At 72.8% G+C, this 15,955-nt stretch carries 12 protein-coding genes; 10 read left to right on the top strand and 2 right to left on the bottom strand.

All coding sequences use genetic code 11. The annotated features are described in order from the left end of the window. Positions 1 to 21: 21 nt before the first annotated feature. The 8 genes from ABD817_RS29905 (at position 22) to ABD817_RS29940 (ending at position 10,843) form a co-directional block, all read left to right on the top strand. The gene (locus ABD817_RS29905) at positions 22 to 735 is read left to right on the top strand and encodes a propanediol/glycerol family dehydratase medium subunit (protein ID WP_344921566.1); all 714 of its coding nucleotides are present in this window, start codon (positions 22 to 24) and stop codon (positions 733 to 735) included. A 35-nt stretch (positions 736 to 770) separates the two neighbouring features. After that, positions 771 to 2,630, top strand: a complete 1,860-nt coding sequence (locus tag ABD817_RS29910) for a diol dehydratase reactivase subunit alpha (protein WP_344921567.1) — start codon at positions 771 to 773, stop codon at positions 2,628 to 2,630. After that, a complete protein-coding gene (locus ABD817_RS29915) occupies positions 2,627 to 3,064 on the top strand; it encodes a glycerol dehydratase reactivase beta/small subunit family protein (RefSeq protein WP_344921568.1) in 438 nt (145 codons plus the stop codon). The genes ABD817_RS29910 and ABD817_RS29915 overlap by 4 nt, the downstream gene beginning before the upstream one ends. Next, positions 3,022 to 3,465, top strand: coding sequence for an OsmC family peroxiredoxin (locus ABD817_RS29920; protein ID WP_344921569.1), 444 nt, complete (start codon positions 3,022 to 3,024; stop codon positions 3,463 to 3,465). The genes ABD817_RS29915 and ABD817_RS29920 overlap by 43 nt, the downstream gene beginning before the upstream one ends. A 235-nt stretch (positions 3,466 to 3,700) precedes the next feature. Then, positions 3,701 to 5,197 carry an aldehyde dehydrogenase family protein gene (locus ABD817_RS29925; protein ID WP_344921570.1) on the top strand — a complete coding sequence of 499 codons (1,497 nt, stop codon included), beginning with the start codon at positions 3,701 to 3,703 and terminating at the stop codon, positions 5,195 to 5,197. Positions 5,198 to 5,908: 711 nt separating this feature from the next. Next, positions 5,909 to 6,625: a polyprenol monophosphomannose synthase gene (locus tag ABD817_RS29930; protein WP_344921571.1), complete on the top strand. Its 717-nt coding sequence runs from the start codon at positions 5,909 to 5,911 to the stop codon at positions 6,623 to 6,625. 234 nt (positions 6,626 to 6,859) lie between these two features. Continuing rightward, the gene (locus tag ABD817_RS29935; RefSeq protein WP_344921572.1) at positions 6,860 to 10,000 is read left to right on the top strand and encodes an AfsR/SARP family transcriptional regulator; all 3,141 of its coding nucleotides are present in this window, start codon (positions 6,860 to 6,862) and stop codon (positions 9,998 to 10,000) included. 78 nt (positions 10,001 to 10,078) lie between these two features. Further along, complete coding sequence (locus tag ABD817_RS29940) at positions 10,079 to 10,843, top strand: SDR family NAD(P)-dependent oxidoreductase (RefSeq protein ID WP_344921573.1); 765 nt, start codon at positions 10,079 to 10,081, stop codon at positions 10,841 to 10,843. Positions 10,844 to 11,111: 268 nt separating this feature from the next. Here the strand turns inward: ABD817_RS29940 and ABD817_RS29945 are convergent, their stop codons facing one another. Both ABD817_RS29945 and ABD817_RS39660 read right to left on the bottom strand, forming a co-directional pair. Continuing rightward, a complete protein-coding gene (locus tag ABD817_RS29945) occupies positions 11,112 to 11,663 on the bottom strand; it encodes a DinB family protein (protein WP_344921574.1) in 552 nt (183 codons plus the stop codon). Positions 11,664 to 11,706: 43 nt separating this feature from the next. Beyond that, positions 11,707 to 12,252: an aldo/keto reductase gene (locus tag ABD817_RS39660; RefSeq protein ID WP_425583423.1), complete on the bottom strand. Its 546-nt coding sequence runs from the start codon at positions 12,250 to 12,252 to the stop codon at positions 11,707 to 11,709. A gap of 382 nt (positions 12,253 to 12,634) precedes the next feature. Here ABD817_RS39660 and ABD817_RS29950 point away from each other — a divergent pair, with 382 nt between their 5' ends. Together ABD817_RS29950 and ABD817_RS29955 are read left to right on the top strand one after the other, a co-directional pair. Then, positions 12,635 to 13,975 (top strand): PP2C family protein-serine/threonine phosphatase, encoded by a 1,341-nt coding sequence (locus tag ABD817_RS29950; RefSeq protein ID WP_344921575.1) that lies wholly within the window; start codon positions 12,635 to 12,637, stop codon positions 13,973 to 13,975. 329 nt (positions 13,976 to 14,304) lie between these two features. Beyond that, complete coding sequence (locus ABD817_RS29955; RefSeq protein ID WP_344921576.1) at positions 14,305 to 15,933, top strand: helix-turn-helix transcriptional regulator; 1,629 nt, start codon at positions 14,305 to 14,307, stop codon at positions 15,931 to 15,933. The last annotated feature ends 22 nt before the right edge of the window (positions 15,934 to 15,955 follow it).

A 15,955-nucleotide genomic window follows, 5' to 3' on the forward strand; every position in this document is an offset into this window, starting at 1 on the left:
GAGAGAGGAGAAGGGAAGGACATGATGGCCGACACCACGGCGGCGGGGAGCGCGCTGGAGAACGGGGCGGGGAGCGCCGTGGAGGGCACGGCGGGAAGCGCGCTGGGAAGCGCGGTGGAGGGCGCGGCCGATGGGTGTGCGCCACGCGCGGGAAAGAGCACGGCCACCGGGCGTACGCTGCGCCTGGAGGAGAAGGGCCGGGCCCGGCCGGGGCGCCGCTCCGACGAGGTGGTCATCGGCGTCTCCCCGGCCTTCGGCGCCTTCTTCTCCAAGACCATCGTCGGCGTCCCGCACGCGGAGGTGCTGCGGGAACTGCTGGCGGGGGTGGAGGAGCAGGGGGTGCACGCCCGCGTCATCCGGCTCCTGGGCAGCTCCGATCTCGCGGTCATCGCCCACACCGCGGCCAGGCTGTCCGGATCGGGGATCGGTGTCGGCGTCCTCTCGCGCGGCACCACCATGATCCACCAGAGGGACCTGCTCCGTCTGTCGAACCTGGAGCTGTTCCCCCAGGCGCCGCTGATGGACCTGGAGACCTTCCGCAGGATCGGAGGCAACGCGGCCCGGTACGCCAAGGGCGAGTCGCCGGAACCCGTACCCTCGCGCAACGACCACATGGCCCGCCCGCGCTGGCAGGCCAAGGCCGCGCTGCTGCACATCAAGGAGACCGAGTTCGTCCGGGAGGGCGCGGACCCCGTGGAGCTCGACGTGCTGATCCGCGCGGCCGGCACCGGCTGAGCCGGAGGAGGCGGGAGGACTCGGGAGGGAGGACCATGTCGCTGGTGGTGGGGGTGGACATCGGCAACTCGACCACGGAGGCGTGCGCCACGCGCGTCGGCGGGGACGGGAGGGTCGACCACCTCTCCTCGGCGCTGGGCAGGACGTCGGGCGTGAAGGGCACCGTGGAGAACGTCCCGGGTGTCGTCGAGGTCGTACGCCGGGCCCTGGCCGGGGCGGGGTGCGATCCGGCCGGGCTCCGGGCGGTGCTGGTCAACGAGGCGACCCCGGTGATCAGCGGGCTCGCGATGGAGACGATCACCGAGACGATCATCACGGAGTCCACGATGATCGGGCACAACCCGGAGACGCCCGGCGGCGTCGGGCTGGGGGCGGGCACCACCGTGGCCTTCCCCGACCTGCCGCGATGCGCCGCCGGGAGCGCGGTGATCTGCGTGGTCGGCGCGGGCGTCGACTTCGAGGACGCCGCCGAGGGGATCAACGCCGCCGTCGCGCGCGGGGTCCGGGTCACCGGCGTGGTCGTCCACGCAGACGACGCCACCCTGATCGCCAACAGGCTGGGCGAGCCGGTCCCGGTGGTCGACGAGGTCACGCTGGTGGACAGGGTGCCGCTGGGCATGCCGGCCGCCGTCGAGGTCGCCGAACCGGGCCGTACCATCAGGACCCTGTCCAACTCCTACGGGATCGCCACGGTGTTCGGGCTCGACCCCGAGCAGACCCGCATGATCGCGCCGGTGGCGCGGGCGCTGGTGGGCAACCGCTCGGCCGTCGTGGTGCGCACCCCGGCCGGGGACGTCACCGGCCGCAGGATCCCCGCCGGCACCCTGACCCTGGTCGGCGAGAAGGCCGGGGGGACGGTCGGGCGGACGGTCGGGATGGACGCCGGCGCCGGGGAGATCATGGCGACGCTGCGGCGGGTGCGCCCCCTGGCCGACGCCACCGGCGAGCCCGGCACGAACGTCGGCGGGATGCTCGCCCGCGTCCGCGACACCATGTCCGAGCTGACCGCGACACCCGCGCGCGCCGTACGCGTCCAGGACGTGCTCGCCGTGGACACCTTCGTCCCGCAGCGGGTCACCGGCGGGCTGGCGGGGGAGTTCGCGCTGGAGAACGCGGTCGCGCTCGCCGCGATGGTGCGTACCAGCAAGGGGCCGATGGAGCTGCTCGCCGCACGGCTGCGCGCGGCGCTCGGTACCGACGTGCTCATCGGCGGGGTCGAGGCCGACATGGCGCTGCTGGGCGCGCTCACCACCCCCGGGGCGGGCAGGCCGGTGGCGATCCTCGACCTCGGCGGCGGGTCCACCGACGCCGCGGTGGACACCGGCGACGGCGAGGCGCGCTCGGTGCACCTGGCCGGTGCGGGCGACCTGGTCACCAGCCTGATCGACTCCGAACTCGGGCTGGAGAACCCGGAACTCGCGGAAGAGATCAAGAAGTTCCCGCTGGCGAAGGCGGAGAGCCTCTTCCACGTCCGGATGGAGGACGGCACCGTCCGCTTCTTCGACAGGCCCCTGCCCGCGGACGCCTTCGCCCGCGTCGTCACGCTCACCGACACCGGGATGCACCCGATCCCCACCCGGCACGGCGTGGAGCGGATCCGCCAGGTACGCAGATCGGCCAAGCACCGGGTCTTCGTGGTCAACGCGCTTCGCGCGCTTGAGCAGGTGGCCCCGGGCGGCGACATCCGGCGCGTCGGTTTCGTGGTGGTCCTGGGCGGTTCCGCGCTGGACTTCGAGATCCCCGACATGATCGCGGAGGCTGTCGCGGAGTTCGGGATCGTCAGCGGAACCGGCAACGTACGTGGCCGAGAGGGCCCGCGCAACGCGGTGGCCACCGGCCTGGTCGTCAGCCACGCGTCGGCGCTGGCGGCCGGGACCCCGGTGCGGAGCCGATGAGACGCGCGGAGCGGGACCGGCCCGCCGTGGTGGTGTTCCGCCACCCGGACCGGGGAAACCGGCACCCCCTGCGTGAGATCGCCGCCGGTCTGGAGGAGGAGGGCGTGCCGTACCGCGTCGAGGACGGCCCTGCCGCAGACACGAGGGATATGGCGGACCGCGACGCGCGGGAGCTGGCCTTCGCCGCGGCCCTGGAGTCCACCCTCGATGTCGGGGTAGGTCTGGACGCCGCGGGGAACATCTGCGTGCACCACGCCAAACTTCCGCCGGACGCGCCCGCGGTGGCGGGCACCGCCTCGGACGCCCGCGTCATGGGGCACAACGCGGCCCGGCTGGTGGTCGGCGTCCCTTTCAAGCAGCAAGCAGTTCGAGAAGCAGGAGGACCCTTCTCATGCCCGACCGCATCGCCACGACACGATGGACCGGTGACCTGACCACCGGATCGGGAACGGTCACCCTCGTCTCCTCGGGAGCGGGCGGGTTCACGTTCTCGCTGCCGACCCGGGCCGGTGAGCCGAACGGCCAGACCAGCCCGGAGGAACTGGTCGCCGCGGCGCACTCCGCCTGCTACAGCATGCAGTTGTCGGCGCTGCTCACCGCGGCCGGTACGCCCCCGGAACGAATCGACACCACGGTGACGGTGTCCCAGAACCCTCGCGACGGGGCCTACCTGATCACCGAGATCCGGGTGGCCGTGCTGGCCGCCGTTCCGGGCGCCGACGCGGAGGGTTTCCGCCGGGCGGCGGAGAAGGCCAAGGAGACCTGCCCCGTCTCCGTGGCCCTCGGCGGCACGGTCATCACGTTGGACGCCGAGCTGGAGCAGGTGCCCGCCTAGGAGACCCGGACGCCCGGACGACTCGGCCTCGGCAGGTGCCCGCCACGCAAGGGCGCGGCGTCGCGCGCCCGAGGCCGGCCGGACAGGGAGAGTCCTTGTGCTCTCACTTCGTCCGTAGTCTGATTGAGAGGATTCATTCATCGGGCCGGGCATCCGCGTACCGAGGACGGTTCCACGGTGCGGGAGGGTGCGCGGTCCGGCAGAGCGTCTCTGAACAGGAAGGGAGCCGACGCTGATGACGGTAACCCTGGAAAAGAGCGTCGAGGACTTCATCACCACCCCCCACAAGCTGTTCATCGACGGGCAGTGGGTGGACGCGGCGTCGGGCAAGACGTTCGCGACCCCCAACCCCGCGACCGGGCAGACCCTGGCGCACGTCGCCGAGGCCGACGCCGAGGACGTCGACCGGGCGGTGCGCGCGGCCCGCAGAGCCTTCGAGCAGGGCCCCTGGTCACGGATGACCGCCTCCGAGCGAGGGCGGATCATCTGGAGGATCGGTGACCTGATCCTGGAGCACGCGGAGGAGCTGGCCCAGCTCGAAGCGCTGGACAACGGCAAGCCGGTGGCCGTGGCACGCGCGGCGGACGTCCCGCTGGCGGCGGACCTCTTCCACTACATGGCGGGCTGGGCGACCAAGATCGAGGGCAACACGATCTCGCTGTCGGTGCCGTACATGCCGGGCGCCGCGTTCCACGCCTACACCCTGCGCGAGCCGGTCGGTGTGGTCGGCCAGATCATCCCGTGGAACTTCCCGCTGCTGATGGCGGCCTGGAAACTCGGGCCCGCGCTGGCGACGGGGAACGTCGTGATCCTCAAGCCCGCCGAGCAGACCCCGCTGTCCGCCCTGCGGCTGGCGGAGCTGATCGCCGAGGCCGGGATGCCCGACGGCGTGGTCAACGTCCTGCCCGGGTACGGCGAGACCGCCGGTGCGGCGCTCGCCGCGCACGACGGCGTGGACAAGGTCGCCTTCACCGGCTCCACCGAGGTCGGCAAGCTGATCGTGCACGCCGCGGCGGGCAACCTGAAGAAGGTCACCCTGGAACTCGGCGGCAAGAGCCCCAACGTCGTCTTCGACGACGCCGACCCCGACATCGCCATCCAGGGCGCGGCGAACGCGATCTTCTTCAACCACGGCCAGTGCTGCGTGGCCGGATCCCGGCTGTTCGTCCAGCGGGACCGGTTCGACCAGGTGGTGGAGGGGGTCGCCGAGATCGCCCGGGGCATCAGGCTCGGTCCGGGCATGGAGCCCGACACGCAGATGGGCCCCCTCGTCTCCGACGAGCAGCTGCGCCGGGTGACCGGCTACCTGGACTCGGGGCGCGCCGAGGGCGTCCGGACACTCGCCGGTGGCAACCGGCACGGAGAGCGGGGCTACTTCGTCCAGCCCACCGTGCTCACCGACGTACGCCCGGAGATGAAGGTCGTCCGCGAGGAGATCTTCGGGCCGGTGGTGGTCGCCTCGCCGTTCTCCGACCTGGACGAGATCGCCGCGCAGGCCAACGCCACCGACTTCGGCCTGGGGGCCGGCATCTGGACCCGCGACATCTCCAAGGCGCACGCCCTCGCCGGCAAGATCCGCGCGGGCACAGTCTGGATCAACTGCTACAACGTCTTCGACGCCGCCCTGCCCTTCGGCGGGTACAAGCAGTCGGGATGGGGCCGCGAGATGGGCCACCAGGCCCTCGACGCCTACACCGAGGTGAAGTCCGTCTGCACCCAGCTGCAGACCTGATCACGCGCCGGGCACGTGCCCGTACGACCCACGCGGCATCGTACGGCGGGTGACCGGGCGAGGACCGCGACCGCGCCGGGGGCACCGGCTCCACGCCCCCGGCGCGGTCGCGTGTGTGGGGGAGCCGGTCGCCCGTCCCCGTGGTCCCGCGTCCGGCGCGTGGGCGGCCTCCCCGGCGAGCTTCCCGACGGGTTTTCCGATGAGCTTTCCGATGAGTTTTCCGACGACGGGGAACGTCTTGTCGGCCGGATGCGCGTGAGCGTTCCCGTGGAGCCCGTGTGTTCAAGTGCCGGAGAAAAGTCCTGTTCCGTATTTCCCGAACGCGGTCGGCCGCCGATTCGGCGTCCAGGCGCCGGCATGGGGAAACAACGGTGTCCCCGCCGACGAGCTTTTCGCCCTCCGAGCCTGACTCGGGGTGGTCGGCCGACACGGATTCTGCCCGCATAGTATTTCCGCGATATCGGCCAATGCCCGGTTTCATGATGAATGAACAACTCTTTGGGATACGTCACCATGAGGTGTGTGCGTAATGGGTTTCGTCGGCCCGTGCGGTGACCTCCATCCCGGAGGAGACCGGCGCGGCCGGGCCACCGGCCGCTAGCATGGGTTGATCTTTGCCGTTTCCGGTGTCCGAGATCACCGGACGGGAAGGCCACGCCGTCCGCGGTGAGAACATCCGACCATCGAGCCCGGAAGGCCCCGACCTCGACCATGGCCACCGTCACCGTCGTGATCCCGACGTTCAACGAGGTGGACAACCTTCCACTGATCGCGGAGGCCCTGCTCGCGTTGCCGCTCGACGGCCTGCGGATCCTCGTCGTCGACGACGACTCCCCGGACGGTACGGGCAAAGTGGCCGACCGGCTCGCCACCGAGCATCCCGGCCGGGTCGACGTGGTGCACCGGCAGGTCAGGGAGGGGCTCGGGCGCGCCTACGTCGACGGCATGGAGACCGCCCTCTCGGCCGGGACGGAGTTCGTGGTGCAGATGGACGCCGACTTCTCACACCCCGTCGACGCCGTCCCGCGCCTGCTCGCGACCGCGCTGGCGACGGAGGCGGCGTGCGTGATCGGCAGCCGGTACGTGCCGGGCGGGACGCTGGCCGCCGAGTGGAGCCTGTGGCGGCGGGCCCTGTCGAGGTGGGCGAACCTCTACGTCCGCACCATCCTGCGGATCGGGTTGCGGGACGTGACCGCCGGGTTCAAGATCTGGCGGGCGGAAAGCCTCGCCGCCCTGGACCTCGGCACGATCTCCTCGGGGGGCTACAGCTTCCAGGTGGAGATGCACCACCGGGCGGCCAGGGCGGGGATGACGATCGTCGAAATCCCCATCCATTTCTCCGACCGCCGGGCGGGCAGTTCGAAGATGAGCCTTCGGGTGCAGCTGGAGTCGGCCCTGATGCCGTGGCGGCTGATCTTCAGGCGCTGAGGGGAGCCGCGCGACGCGCCGGTTCCGCGCGTCCCCCCGCACCCGGCCATCCGGCCCTCTCCCGGCCGGATCACCACGACGAACACCCCGCGACAGGCCCTCCCGGGCGGGAATCCTGGTCCGCCGCGCCATGACGAGGCGAGCGCGCCAAGGGGGCCTCGGCTCGTACGGCGGGATACGCCGCACGCGGTGAGGCCATGTCCGGCAGGGTCCCGGTGGGCGATAATCTGCGATGTGCTGTTCGGTGTCCTCGGCCCGGTGGAGGTGCGGTCCGCCACGGGAGAGCTGGTCCCCGTCGGTGGCCCGAGACTGCGCGCGCTGCTCGCCCTGCTGCTGATGGACGCGGACCGGGTGGTCACCGCGGAGCGGATGATCGACGGCCTCTACGGGAAGGCGCCGCCGCCCGGCGCGGCGAACGCCCTGCAGTCCCAGGTGTCACGGCTGCGCCGTGGACTGCGGGCCGTCGGGGCGCGGGTCGAGTTCCACCCGGCGGGCTACCGCCTCGTCGCCGATCCCGAGAGCGTCGACGCGTACCGGTTCGAGCGGCTCGCCCGCGAGGGCCGCCGCGCGCTGACCGCCGGTGACCATCTCCGCGCGGCCGCCCTGCTCCGCGAGGGCCTGGGGCTGTGGCGGGGCGCGGCCCTGGCGGATGTGGTCGGCGCGCCGTTCGCCGAGGTCCAGGCGGCACGCCTGGAGGAACTGCGGGTCACCGCCTTCGAGGACGGGGCGGAAGCCGAACTCGCCCTGGGCGGGCATCGCGGGATGGTGGCGGAGCTACGCGGGATGGTGGACGCGCACCCGCTGCGGGAACGGCTGCGAAGCCAGCTCATGCGGGCGCTGCACGGCTCGGGCCGGCAGGCCGAGGCGCTCGTGGTGTTCGAGGACGCCCGGCGGACCCTGGCCGAGGAGCTGGGCACGGACCCGTCCACCGAACTCGGGGACGTCCACCTGGCCGTGCTGCGAGACGCGCGCCCGCCCCTCGCGAGCCTGCCCGCCCAGCTCACCAGCTTCGTGGGACGCGAGCGGGAGTGCGCCGGGATCGGCGAGCTCCTGGACGGGGCGCGCCTGGTCACCCTCACCGGGCCCGGCGGGGCGGGCAAGACCCGCCTGGCCATCGAGGTGGCCAGGCGGCAGGCGGGCGAGGTGTGTTTCGTGGACCTGGCCCCGCTCGGCGACGGCACGCGGGTCCCGCAGGCGGTGGGCCTGGCGCTGGGACTGCGCGAGTACGGGCTGCTTCCCGGCTCGGCCGACCCCCTCGACCGCCTGGTCGCGGAGCTGGAGGGCCGCCGGATGCTGCTCGTCGCCGACAACTGCGAACACCTCCTCGACGAGGTGGCCCGGCTCGTCCGCGGGCTGCTCGCCGCGTGTCCCGAGCTGCGGGTGCTGGCCACCGGCAGGGAGGCGCTGGGCATCACGGGCGAGTCGCTGTGCCCGGTCACGCCACTCGCGCTCCCCGGCCCCTCGGCGGGCCCCGAGGAGGCGCTCGGCCACGCCGCCGTGCGGCTGTTCGCCGACCGGGTCGCCGCGGTGCGTCCGAGGTTCGCGGTGGACACCGGCAACGTCGGGACGGTGTCGCGGATCTGCGCGGCTCTGGACGGCCTGCCCCTCGCCATCGAACTGGCCGCCGCGCGACTGCGCTCGCTCACGGTCGAGGAGGTCGCCGACCGGCTGGACGACCGGTTCGAGCTGCTGTCGCGGGGCGACCGTACGGCAGCGCCGCGACACCGGACGCTGCGCGCGGTGATCGAGTGGAGCTGGGACCTGCTCGACGCCCGGGAGCGGCTGCTGGCCAGGCGCCTCACGGTTTTCGCCGGGGGCGCGACCCTGGAGACGGCCGCCCGTGTCTGCGGCGTGCCCGACACCGTCGGCGCCATGACCGGCCTGGTGGACAAGTCCCTGGTGGAGGCTCACGGCGGCCGCTATCACATGCTGGACACCGTACGGGAGTTCTGCGCCGAACGGCTGGCCGAGGCCGGTGAGCGCGAAGCGGTACGGCGAGCGCACGCCACCTACTTCCACGACCTCGCCGAGACCGCCGACGCCCACCTGCGCGGCGCCTCACAGGTGGAGTGGGCGGCCACGCTCACCGCCGAGCACGGCAACCTCCACGCCGCGCTGCGCTGGGCGGTCCGCGCCGACCCCGTCCTGGGGCTGCGGCTGGTCGCCGCGCTGTCGTGGTACTGGTGGCTCAGCGGCCTGCGCGACGAGGGCGCCCCGCACGCCGCCGCGCTTGTCGAGGCGCTCGGCGCCTCGGTGCCGCCCGAACTGGTGGAGGAGTACGTCCTGTGCGCCGTCCACACCGCGCCGACCGGCCTCCCCGGCCTGGAACGAGCCGAGTCGATCATCATCGACCGAGGGCAGCCGCTCCGGCGCCCGCACCTTCTCCTCCTGTACTCCATGGCCGTGATGCCCGCGGACGCCGCCGTCTCCATACCCCCGGGGCTGCTCGGGCCCGACCCGTGGTCGCAGGCGCTGTTACGGCTGAGCGAGGGCCACCGGCGGATGTTCGGCGGCGAGCCGGCCGAGGCCGAGGCGGCGTTCCTGCGGGCACTGGACGGCTTCCGGTCGATCGGAGATCGGTGGGGGGCCGCCAACGCGCTGGACCGGCTGGCGGAGATCGCCGGTTGGCGGGGGGACCGGGCGAGGTCGTCGGCGTCGAGCGACGAGGCGCTCGCGCTGCTCGGAGAACTCGGCGCCGCCGAGGCCGCGGCGGACCTGCTGTGCCGGCGCGCGTACGGGGCGATCCGCGCGGGTGGCAGCCTCGCCGCCGCGTACCTCGACTACGAGCGCGCCGCCGAGCTGGTCCGTACGGCGGGTACCGCGGAAACGGTGGCCGGGGCGCGCTGCGGGCTCGGTGAGATCTCGCGGCTGCGCGGCGACCTGCCCGGCGCCCGGCGCCTCTTCGAGCTGGCGTTGGAAGGAGACGCCGCCGCGACGGCGGGCGCCGGGCGGACACGGTCACGGGCCCTGATCGGGCTGGGCCGGATCGCCGAGGCGGAGGGGAACGTCGCCGAGGCCCGGACCCGGCTGCGCCAGGCGCTGGATGTCGCGGCCGGGCACCGCGATCACCCGGTGGCGGCCGAGGCGGTCGCGGGCGCCGCCGGGCTCGCCCTGCTCGAAGGCGACGCCGAGCGGGCCGCGCTGCTGCTGGGCGCGGCCGTGGCGGTGAGCGGAGCTCAGGACGCGACGAGACCCGGGGTGGCGGCCGGGGCCAGGGACCGGATCGAAGCTCAGGGCGCGGCGAGACCCGAGGTGGCGGCCGAGGTCAGGGACCGGATCGGAGCCGGGGGATACGCCACGGCGTTCGAGCGGGGCGCGGCGATGACCCGCGAGGACGCCCTCGCCCTCCTCCGGCCCGCACCGCCCGGTGCGTGACGGTCGGGGTTCGGTGCGCGGACGGTCAGCGCCGTCGGTGAGGCTGGCCGCACCAACCACCGACGAGGGAGTCCACGCATGGGAGACCTGACCGGCAAGACGGCACTGGTGACGGGAGCCTCACGCGGCATCGGCCGCGCCGTCGCCCAACGGCTCGCCGCCGACGGCGCGCTGACCGCCGTGCACTACGGCGTCAACGAGGCCGCGGCGAACGACACGGTGGCCGCGATCGAGAAGGCCGGTGGGCGGGCCTTCCCGATCCGGGCCGAACTCGGCGTCGACGGCGACGTGGACACCCTGTTCGCCGGGCTGGGCGAGGGCCTGTCGGGGCAGCCGCTCGACATCCTGGTCAACAACGCGGCCGGACCGCCGGCCGGGCCGATCGAGGAGACCACCCCGGAGGGCTTCGACCGCCTGTTCGCCGTCAACGTGAAGGCGCCGTTCTTCATCATCCAGCGGGCCCTTCCGCTGATGCGCGACGGCGGGCGCGTCATCACCGTCTCCTCCACCAGTACCCGGGTCGCCACCCCCTTCCAGACCTCCTACGCCATGACGAAGGGAGCCGTCGAGACCATGGGCTTCACGCTGGCGAACGCGCTGGGGGAGCGGGGGATCACGGTGAACACCGTCATGCCGGGCGCCACCCTCACCGACCTGAACGCCGCGCTGTTCGAGGATCTCGGCGTCGAGGAGTTCATCAGCGGCCTGACGGCGCTGAACCGGGTCGGCCTGCCCGCCGACATCGCCGACGCCGTCGCGTTCCTGGCCTCCGATGACGGCCGCTGGGTCACCGGCCACGTGCTCGACGTCAGCGGCGGCATGTATCTCGGCCCCCGTATCTGAGAGTCCGGGGCGGGCGCGGGTCCCCCTTGTCCTCGTCCCCGTCGGCGGAGGCGAGCCGGTGGGCCGTGCCGAGGGGTGCGGGGGACCGGCGACCTCGTGCCCGGCCTCCTTCAGGGCCTCTTTCAGTGCCTCGGTCACATGGTTCCCGGCGAATCCGGCCGAGCCGGTGACCGGTGCCCTCAGGCGGTGACGCCCTGTGAGGGACGTCCCTGTGAACGGCGGCCGGAGAGGTACGGTCGAGGGCGGCGGGTCCGGAGAGGCCGCGCGATCACACCTGAGGGCCGCCGGGCTCGTGCCCTTGTGCTTCGTGGAGGTGGCGGACGAAGCCGATCTCGGAGACGTTCTTGGTCAGCTCGATGGTGACCCAGCCCGCTATGTCGACCAGCGTCTGTCCCTGCCCCCACGGCAACCCGGCGGTTCTGGCGGCGGAGTCGAGGTCGGCGTCGGTGAGCGGCAGCAGTGCCGCCCGCCAGTCGTCTTTCAGCCCGCGCAGCCAGTCGGCCGTGGCCGCCGCGGTGCCCGGCCAGGTGATCTCCTCGCGCTCCGGGGCCCCGGAGCCGAAGCAGTGTCCGAGGGTGGTCGTCCACCAGAAGCCGATGTGCCAGGTGAGCCACCCGATCGAGACGACCGGCGCGGGATCCGGCTCCGGCACCTCCCAGTCGGCCACCCAGCGGCCCCCGTCGTCCGGCCGGACGGTCCAGCAGCCCGGCGCGGGCTCCCAGAGGCAGGCCGGATCGTCGAGGTCCTTCAGGTGATACTCGAAAAGCGCCCAGGCGATGTCGAGCTGCCGGATCAGTAGATCAACTCGGGGTACGGTCACCGGGGAACTCTGGCACCGCCCCCGGCCGCCCCGCCACAGGTTTTCACCGGCCGGAAGGACCCCCGTTCCCACCGGCCGGAAGGACCCCGTTCCCACCGGTTGAAAGAGGAGGACCGGGACCGGGCCGGAGCCGGGAGACACACGGTGGCCACGATGGACCGGCGGGGCCGGGGACTCCGCGGTCACCGTCAGAGCAGCGTCCCGCCCTCGGCCTCGAACATGCCGAGTGCCCGTTCCAGGTGAGCGAGTGTGTCCGGGTGCAGCGTGAGGTCGGCGGCTTCCAGGTTCTCCCTGATGTGGGCGGGTGTGCGGCTGCCGGGGATCCCTCGGGGATGGCGAGGCCGAACTTCGTGGCGATCACCACCTCGTCCCTGCGTCCTCTGATCGCCCTGCCCACCAGGCGCTCGTTGTGCCCGTCGGAGCCATAGGCGTCGCTGGTGTCCACGTGGTAGGCGCCCGCGTCGAGGGCCGTCCTGAGCGCCGTCTCCGCGCGGGCGTCGTCGACGTCGCCGTAGACACCGGGCGACAGCACCATGGCCCCGAAACCGATCGCAGGGACCTTCAGGTTTCCAAGTTCACGTGTCCGCATGACGGCCACTCTGCGCCCGCGGGCCTCCCGCCGTCCAAGACACAGCGTGATAACCGTTGGCTATGGGATGGGCGGGGGGGCGTGGCCGCCGTCCGGTCGAACGCCGAGGTGAGACCTGGGTACCCACCTGGTTGCCGGGGGGTCGCCTCGTCTGGCGCGGCGGGCGTCACCGGTGCCATCGTCGGGTATGGTGGCGCCGTCCGACTCCGGGTATGTGCCTGGAGAGGGCAGTGGACCATGTCCCCGTCCGTGTCCCTGTCCGCGAGGGGCCGCCCCGCGCGCGATCGCGGCTTGTGAAGATCGTTGGTTTGTCAGGAGGGCCGGATGCGGGGACGAGCACACGGGAGAACGGTCGCCCGGTTCGCTGTCACGGATGTGCGGATTGCTTGACGAAGGCGTCGCGTCGGGGGGACGCCGTCTCAAGACGATCGCCGATCTGCCGGACGAGGTGTTCGACGAGGCGCGCGTGGCCGCGGTACGGGCCACGGGGCTGCTGGACGGTGAGCCGGAGGCGGTCTTCGACGACCTGGCCGAGCTGGCGGCGGTCTCCGTCGGGGTCGAGCGGGCGCTCGTCACACTGGTCGACGACCGGCGTTCGTTCTGGCTCAGCGCCGTCGGCATGGGGGCGCTGAGCACCGGCGAGCGCCAGAACGCGGTGCAGGAGAGCCCCTGCCACCTCCTCGTCGCCACCGATCAGCCGTTGAGCGTCTCCGACGCGGCGGCCGACCCGCGGACGCGGGGCCTGGCCGTGGTGGGCAGGCTGGGCATCGGCGCCTGGGCGGGACATCCCATTCACGGCCCGGACGGTGAGGTGCTGGGCGGGTTGTGCGTGCTCGACTCCCGTTCCCGCGCCTGGAGCGAGCGCCAGCTCAAGACACTGGGCACCCTGGCCAGGGCCGTGACCGCCGAGATCCGGCTGCGGCACGCGCTGGTCACCGCCGAGCGGCAGGTACGCGAGCTGGAGAGCTCCTGGCGGGCCTCCACCGCGCTGGCGCGCACGCTGCAGCAGAGCCTGCTGCCGCCCGTCCTGGCCCAGGTGTCCGGCGTCGAGACCGCGGCCCTGTACCTGTCGGCCACCGGCGGAGCGGAGGTGACGGGCGACTTCTACGACCTGTTTCCCGTCAGCGGCTCGCGCTGGTGCGTGGTGCTGGGGGACGTGTGCGGCAAGGGGGTGGAGGCGGCCACCGTCACCGCGCTGGCCCGCTACACCCTGCGCGCCGACGCGCCCCGGCACCTGTCGCCCAGCCGGATGCTGGACCAGCTCAATGAAGCCCTGCGCGCTCAGCAGGTGCCGGTGGGGCGCTTCCTGACGGTCGTCTGCGCGATCTTCCGGCCCGAGGGCGACAGGTTCGTCGGCCTGTTGTGTACCGCGGGCCATCCGCCGGCCCTGCTGCGCCGCGCGGACGGCACCGTGCACGAGCTGTTCGGCGCCGGGGCCGCGCTGGGCATATTCGACGACATCCATCTGCGCAACGTGCGCTTCGAGCTGGGCCCCGGCGACGTCCTGCTGTTCTACACCGACGGCGTCACCGAGGCGCGGCAGAAGGGCGGCGCCGACTTCTTCGGCGAGGACGGCCTCGCCCGGCTGCTGGCCGGTTGCGCGGACCTGAGCGCCGAGCAGATCATCACGCGGGTCCGGGACGCGGTGCTGGCCCACACCGGTGACGAGGCCGGCGACGACACGGCCCTGCTCGCCCTGCGCGTACCACCACGGCCGCTGTAGGCCGCGCCGGGGACGGTACCGCCGGGCGCCTATCCGTGAGCACGTCCCGGGCGGTGGGCCGGTGAGGTGCCCCGCGCCCCCACCGGTGGCGCCGAGGCCAGGAGCGGTGTCATTCCCGTCCGCTTGACGTCCCAAGGTATTTTATGGTTATTTAGTAGGAAATATAGACAATAGGTGGTGGGGCCTGGGACGCGGTGGCGCGGTCACGGGCTCGGCTCGCGGACGACGGTGACGGCTGAGCCGAACGGAAGGCGTTGATTCTTTGCGGCCGGTGGGGGATGCGAAAATCGCATCGATGACCGCTGCTTCTTTTCCCGGCGGAGAGTCGTATGGAATTGATGGGTGCCCAGGTCGAAATCGATCGGCCGACGGACGCGCCGCACCGGAAAAGCGACGCGGAGAAAGCGGCGGTTCGTGAATTACCGCGATTCTCCGCCGTTCCGCTCGCCGCCTCCCTGGAACTACTCAGGCAGGTCTTCGACGACGCGGGGCTCGACGAGAAGACATCGGCGCGGGTCGTGGACCTGTTCGGCCGGTGGCTTCGGGAAAGGTCCTCCGCCGCAGAGGCCGGAACGCCGAGCTCGGTGCGGCGGCTGCTCTGGCGGGGCCGCGTGGACCAGGCCGTGCGGACGCTGCGGGAACTCGGCGACCCCGCCCGCCGGGGTACGGAGGCCGAGGGGCCGTTCCGCGACGTGATCGACTGGATCTCCTGCTGGTATCCGGGCCTGCGGGTCCGCCCGGCGGGGGCGGACCACGGCGCGGACCGGATCGTCGAGGTGGCCACCGGCCTGGAGGGGGTGCGGGTGCTGTCGGCCTTCCTGGCCGGGCACGAGGGGCAGAGGGCCGTCACCCGCGCCGAGCAGGTCCTGCGGCTGTGCCCCATGGGGGACACGGCGCTGGACTCGCTCACCGCCGCGCTCGTCACCCTGGTCTACGCCGACCGGGCGGACCTGGCCCGGCGGTGGTGCGAGCCGCTGCTCGAACAGACCACGGCCCACTGCGCCCCGAGCTGGCAGGGGATGCTCGCGGCGATACGGGCCGAGACCGCGGTCCGCCAGGGCCGGCTCCTGGAGGCGGAACGGTGCGCCCACACGGCGCTCACCCACATGCCGGCGGCCGCGTGGGGCGTGGCCCTCGGCTTCCCCCTCGCCGCCATGGTGATCGCGAAGGTCGGCATGGGCAAGTACGAGGGCGCCGCCCGCTACCTGGCCGTACCGGTCCCCGAGGCCATGTTCGAGACGCCCGTCGGGCTGCACTACCTGTTCGCGCGCGGCGGCTACCGGCTGGCGACCGGTGCCGCCGAGGCCGCCCTCGCCGACTTCAGGACCTGCGGCGACCTCATGGGGCGCTGGGGCGTCGACCTGCCGGGGATCGTCGCCTGGCGTCTCGGCGCCGCCCGCGCGTGCCTGGACCTGGGCCGGATCAGGGAGGCGAGGACACTCGTCGACGACCAGCTGGCCGCCCTGGGGCCCGCCATGACCCGTACCAGGGGCGTCGCGACGCGCCTGCGGGCGGCGACGCTCGCGGTCGAGGCGCGCCCGGCCGTCCTGGAGGAGGCGGTGGAGATCCTGCAGGCCTCCCAGGACCGGTTCGAGCTGGCCCTCGCGCTCGTGGAACTCGGCTGCGCCCACTCCCGGCTCGGTGAGTCCCACCGGGCCAGGGCCGTCCAGCGCAGAGCCCGCCACATCGCGAACTTCTGCGGCGCCGAGTCGCTGACCGACGCGCTCTCGCGGAGCCTGCCGGGTCCTCCCAAGAGCCCCGTGCCGGTGAGCCCCGGTGACGCGGACCTCAGCGACGCCGAACGCAGGGTCGCCACCCTGGCGTCCCAGGGATATACGAACCGGCAGATCTCCGGAAAGCTTTACATCACGGTGAGCACGGTCGAGCAGCACCTGACGCATATTTACCGGAAGCTCGGCGTTTCCAGCCGGGTCGATCTCCCGGCTTTCCTTGATTAACCACCCCTGGGGGTTGATAGGG

The sequence above is a fragment of the Streptosporangium oxazolinicum genome, assembly GCF_039537505.1.
Classification (GTDB): Bacteria; Actinomycetota; Actinomycetes; order Streptosporangiales; family Streptosporangiaceae; genus Streptosporangium; species Streptosporangium oxazolinicum.

Bases quoted from the DNA above. Each gene is read 5' to 3' on its own strand.
- ABD817_RS29905 (WP_344921566.1), top strand. From the start codon at position 22: ATGATGGCCGACACCACGGCGGCGGGGAGCGCGCTGGAGAACGGGGCG.
- ABD817_RS29930 (WP_344921571.1), top strand. From the start codon at position 5,909: ATGGCCACCGTCACCGTCGTGATCCCGACGTTCAACGAGGTGGACAAC.
- ABD817_RS39660 (WP_425583423.1), bottom strand. From the start codon at position 12,252: ATGCGGACACGTGAACTTGGAAACCTGAAGGTCCCTGCGATCGGTTTC.
- ABD817_RS29920 (WP_344921569.1), top strand. From the start codon at position 3,022: ATGCCCGACCGCATCGCCACGACACGATGGACCGGTGACCTGACCACC.
- ABD817_RS29940 (WP_344921573.1), top strand. From the start codon at position 10,079: ATGGGAGACCTGACCGGCAAGACGGCACTGGTGACGGGAGCCTCACGC.
- ABD817_RS29925 (WP_344921570.1), top strand. From the start codon at position 3,701: ATGACGGTAACCCTGGAAAAGAGCGTCGAGGACTTCATCACCACCCCC.
- ABD817_RS29955 (WP_344921576.1), top strand. From the start codon at position 14,305: ATGGAATTGATGGGTGCCCAGGTCGAAATCGATCGGCCGACGGACGCG.
- ABD817_RS29910 (WP_344921567.1), top strand. From the start codon at position 771: ATGTCGCTGGTGGTGGGGGTGGACATCGGCAACTCGACCACGGAGGCG.
- ABD817_RS29915 (WP_344921568.1), top strand. From the start codon at position 2,627: ATGAGACGCGCGGAGCGGGACCGGCCCGCCGTGGTGGTGTTCCGCCAC.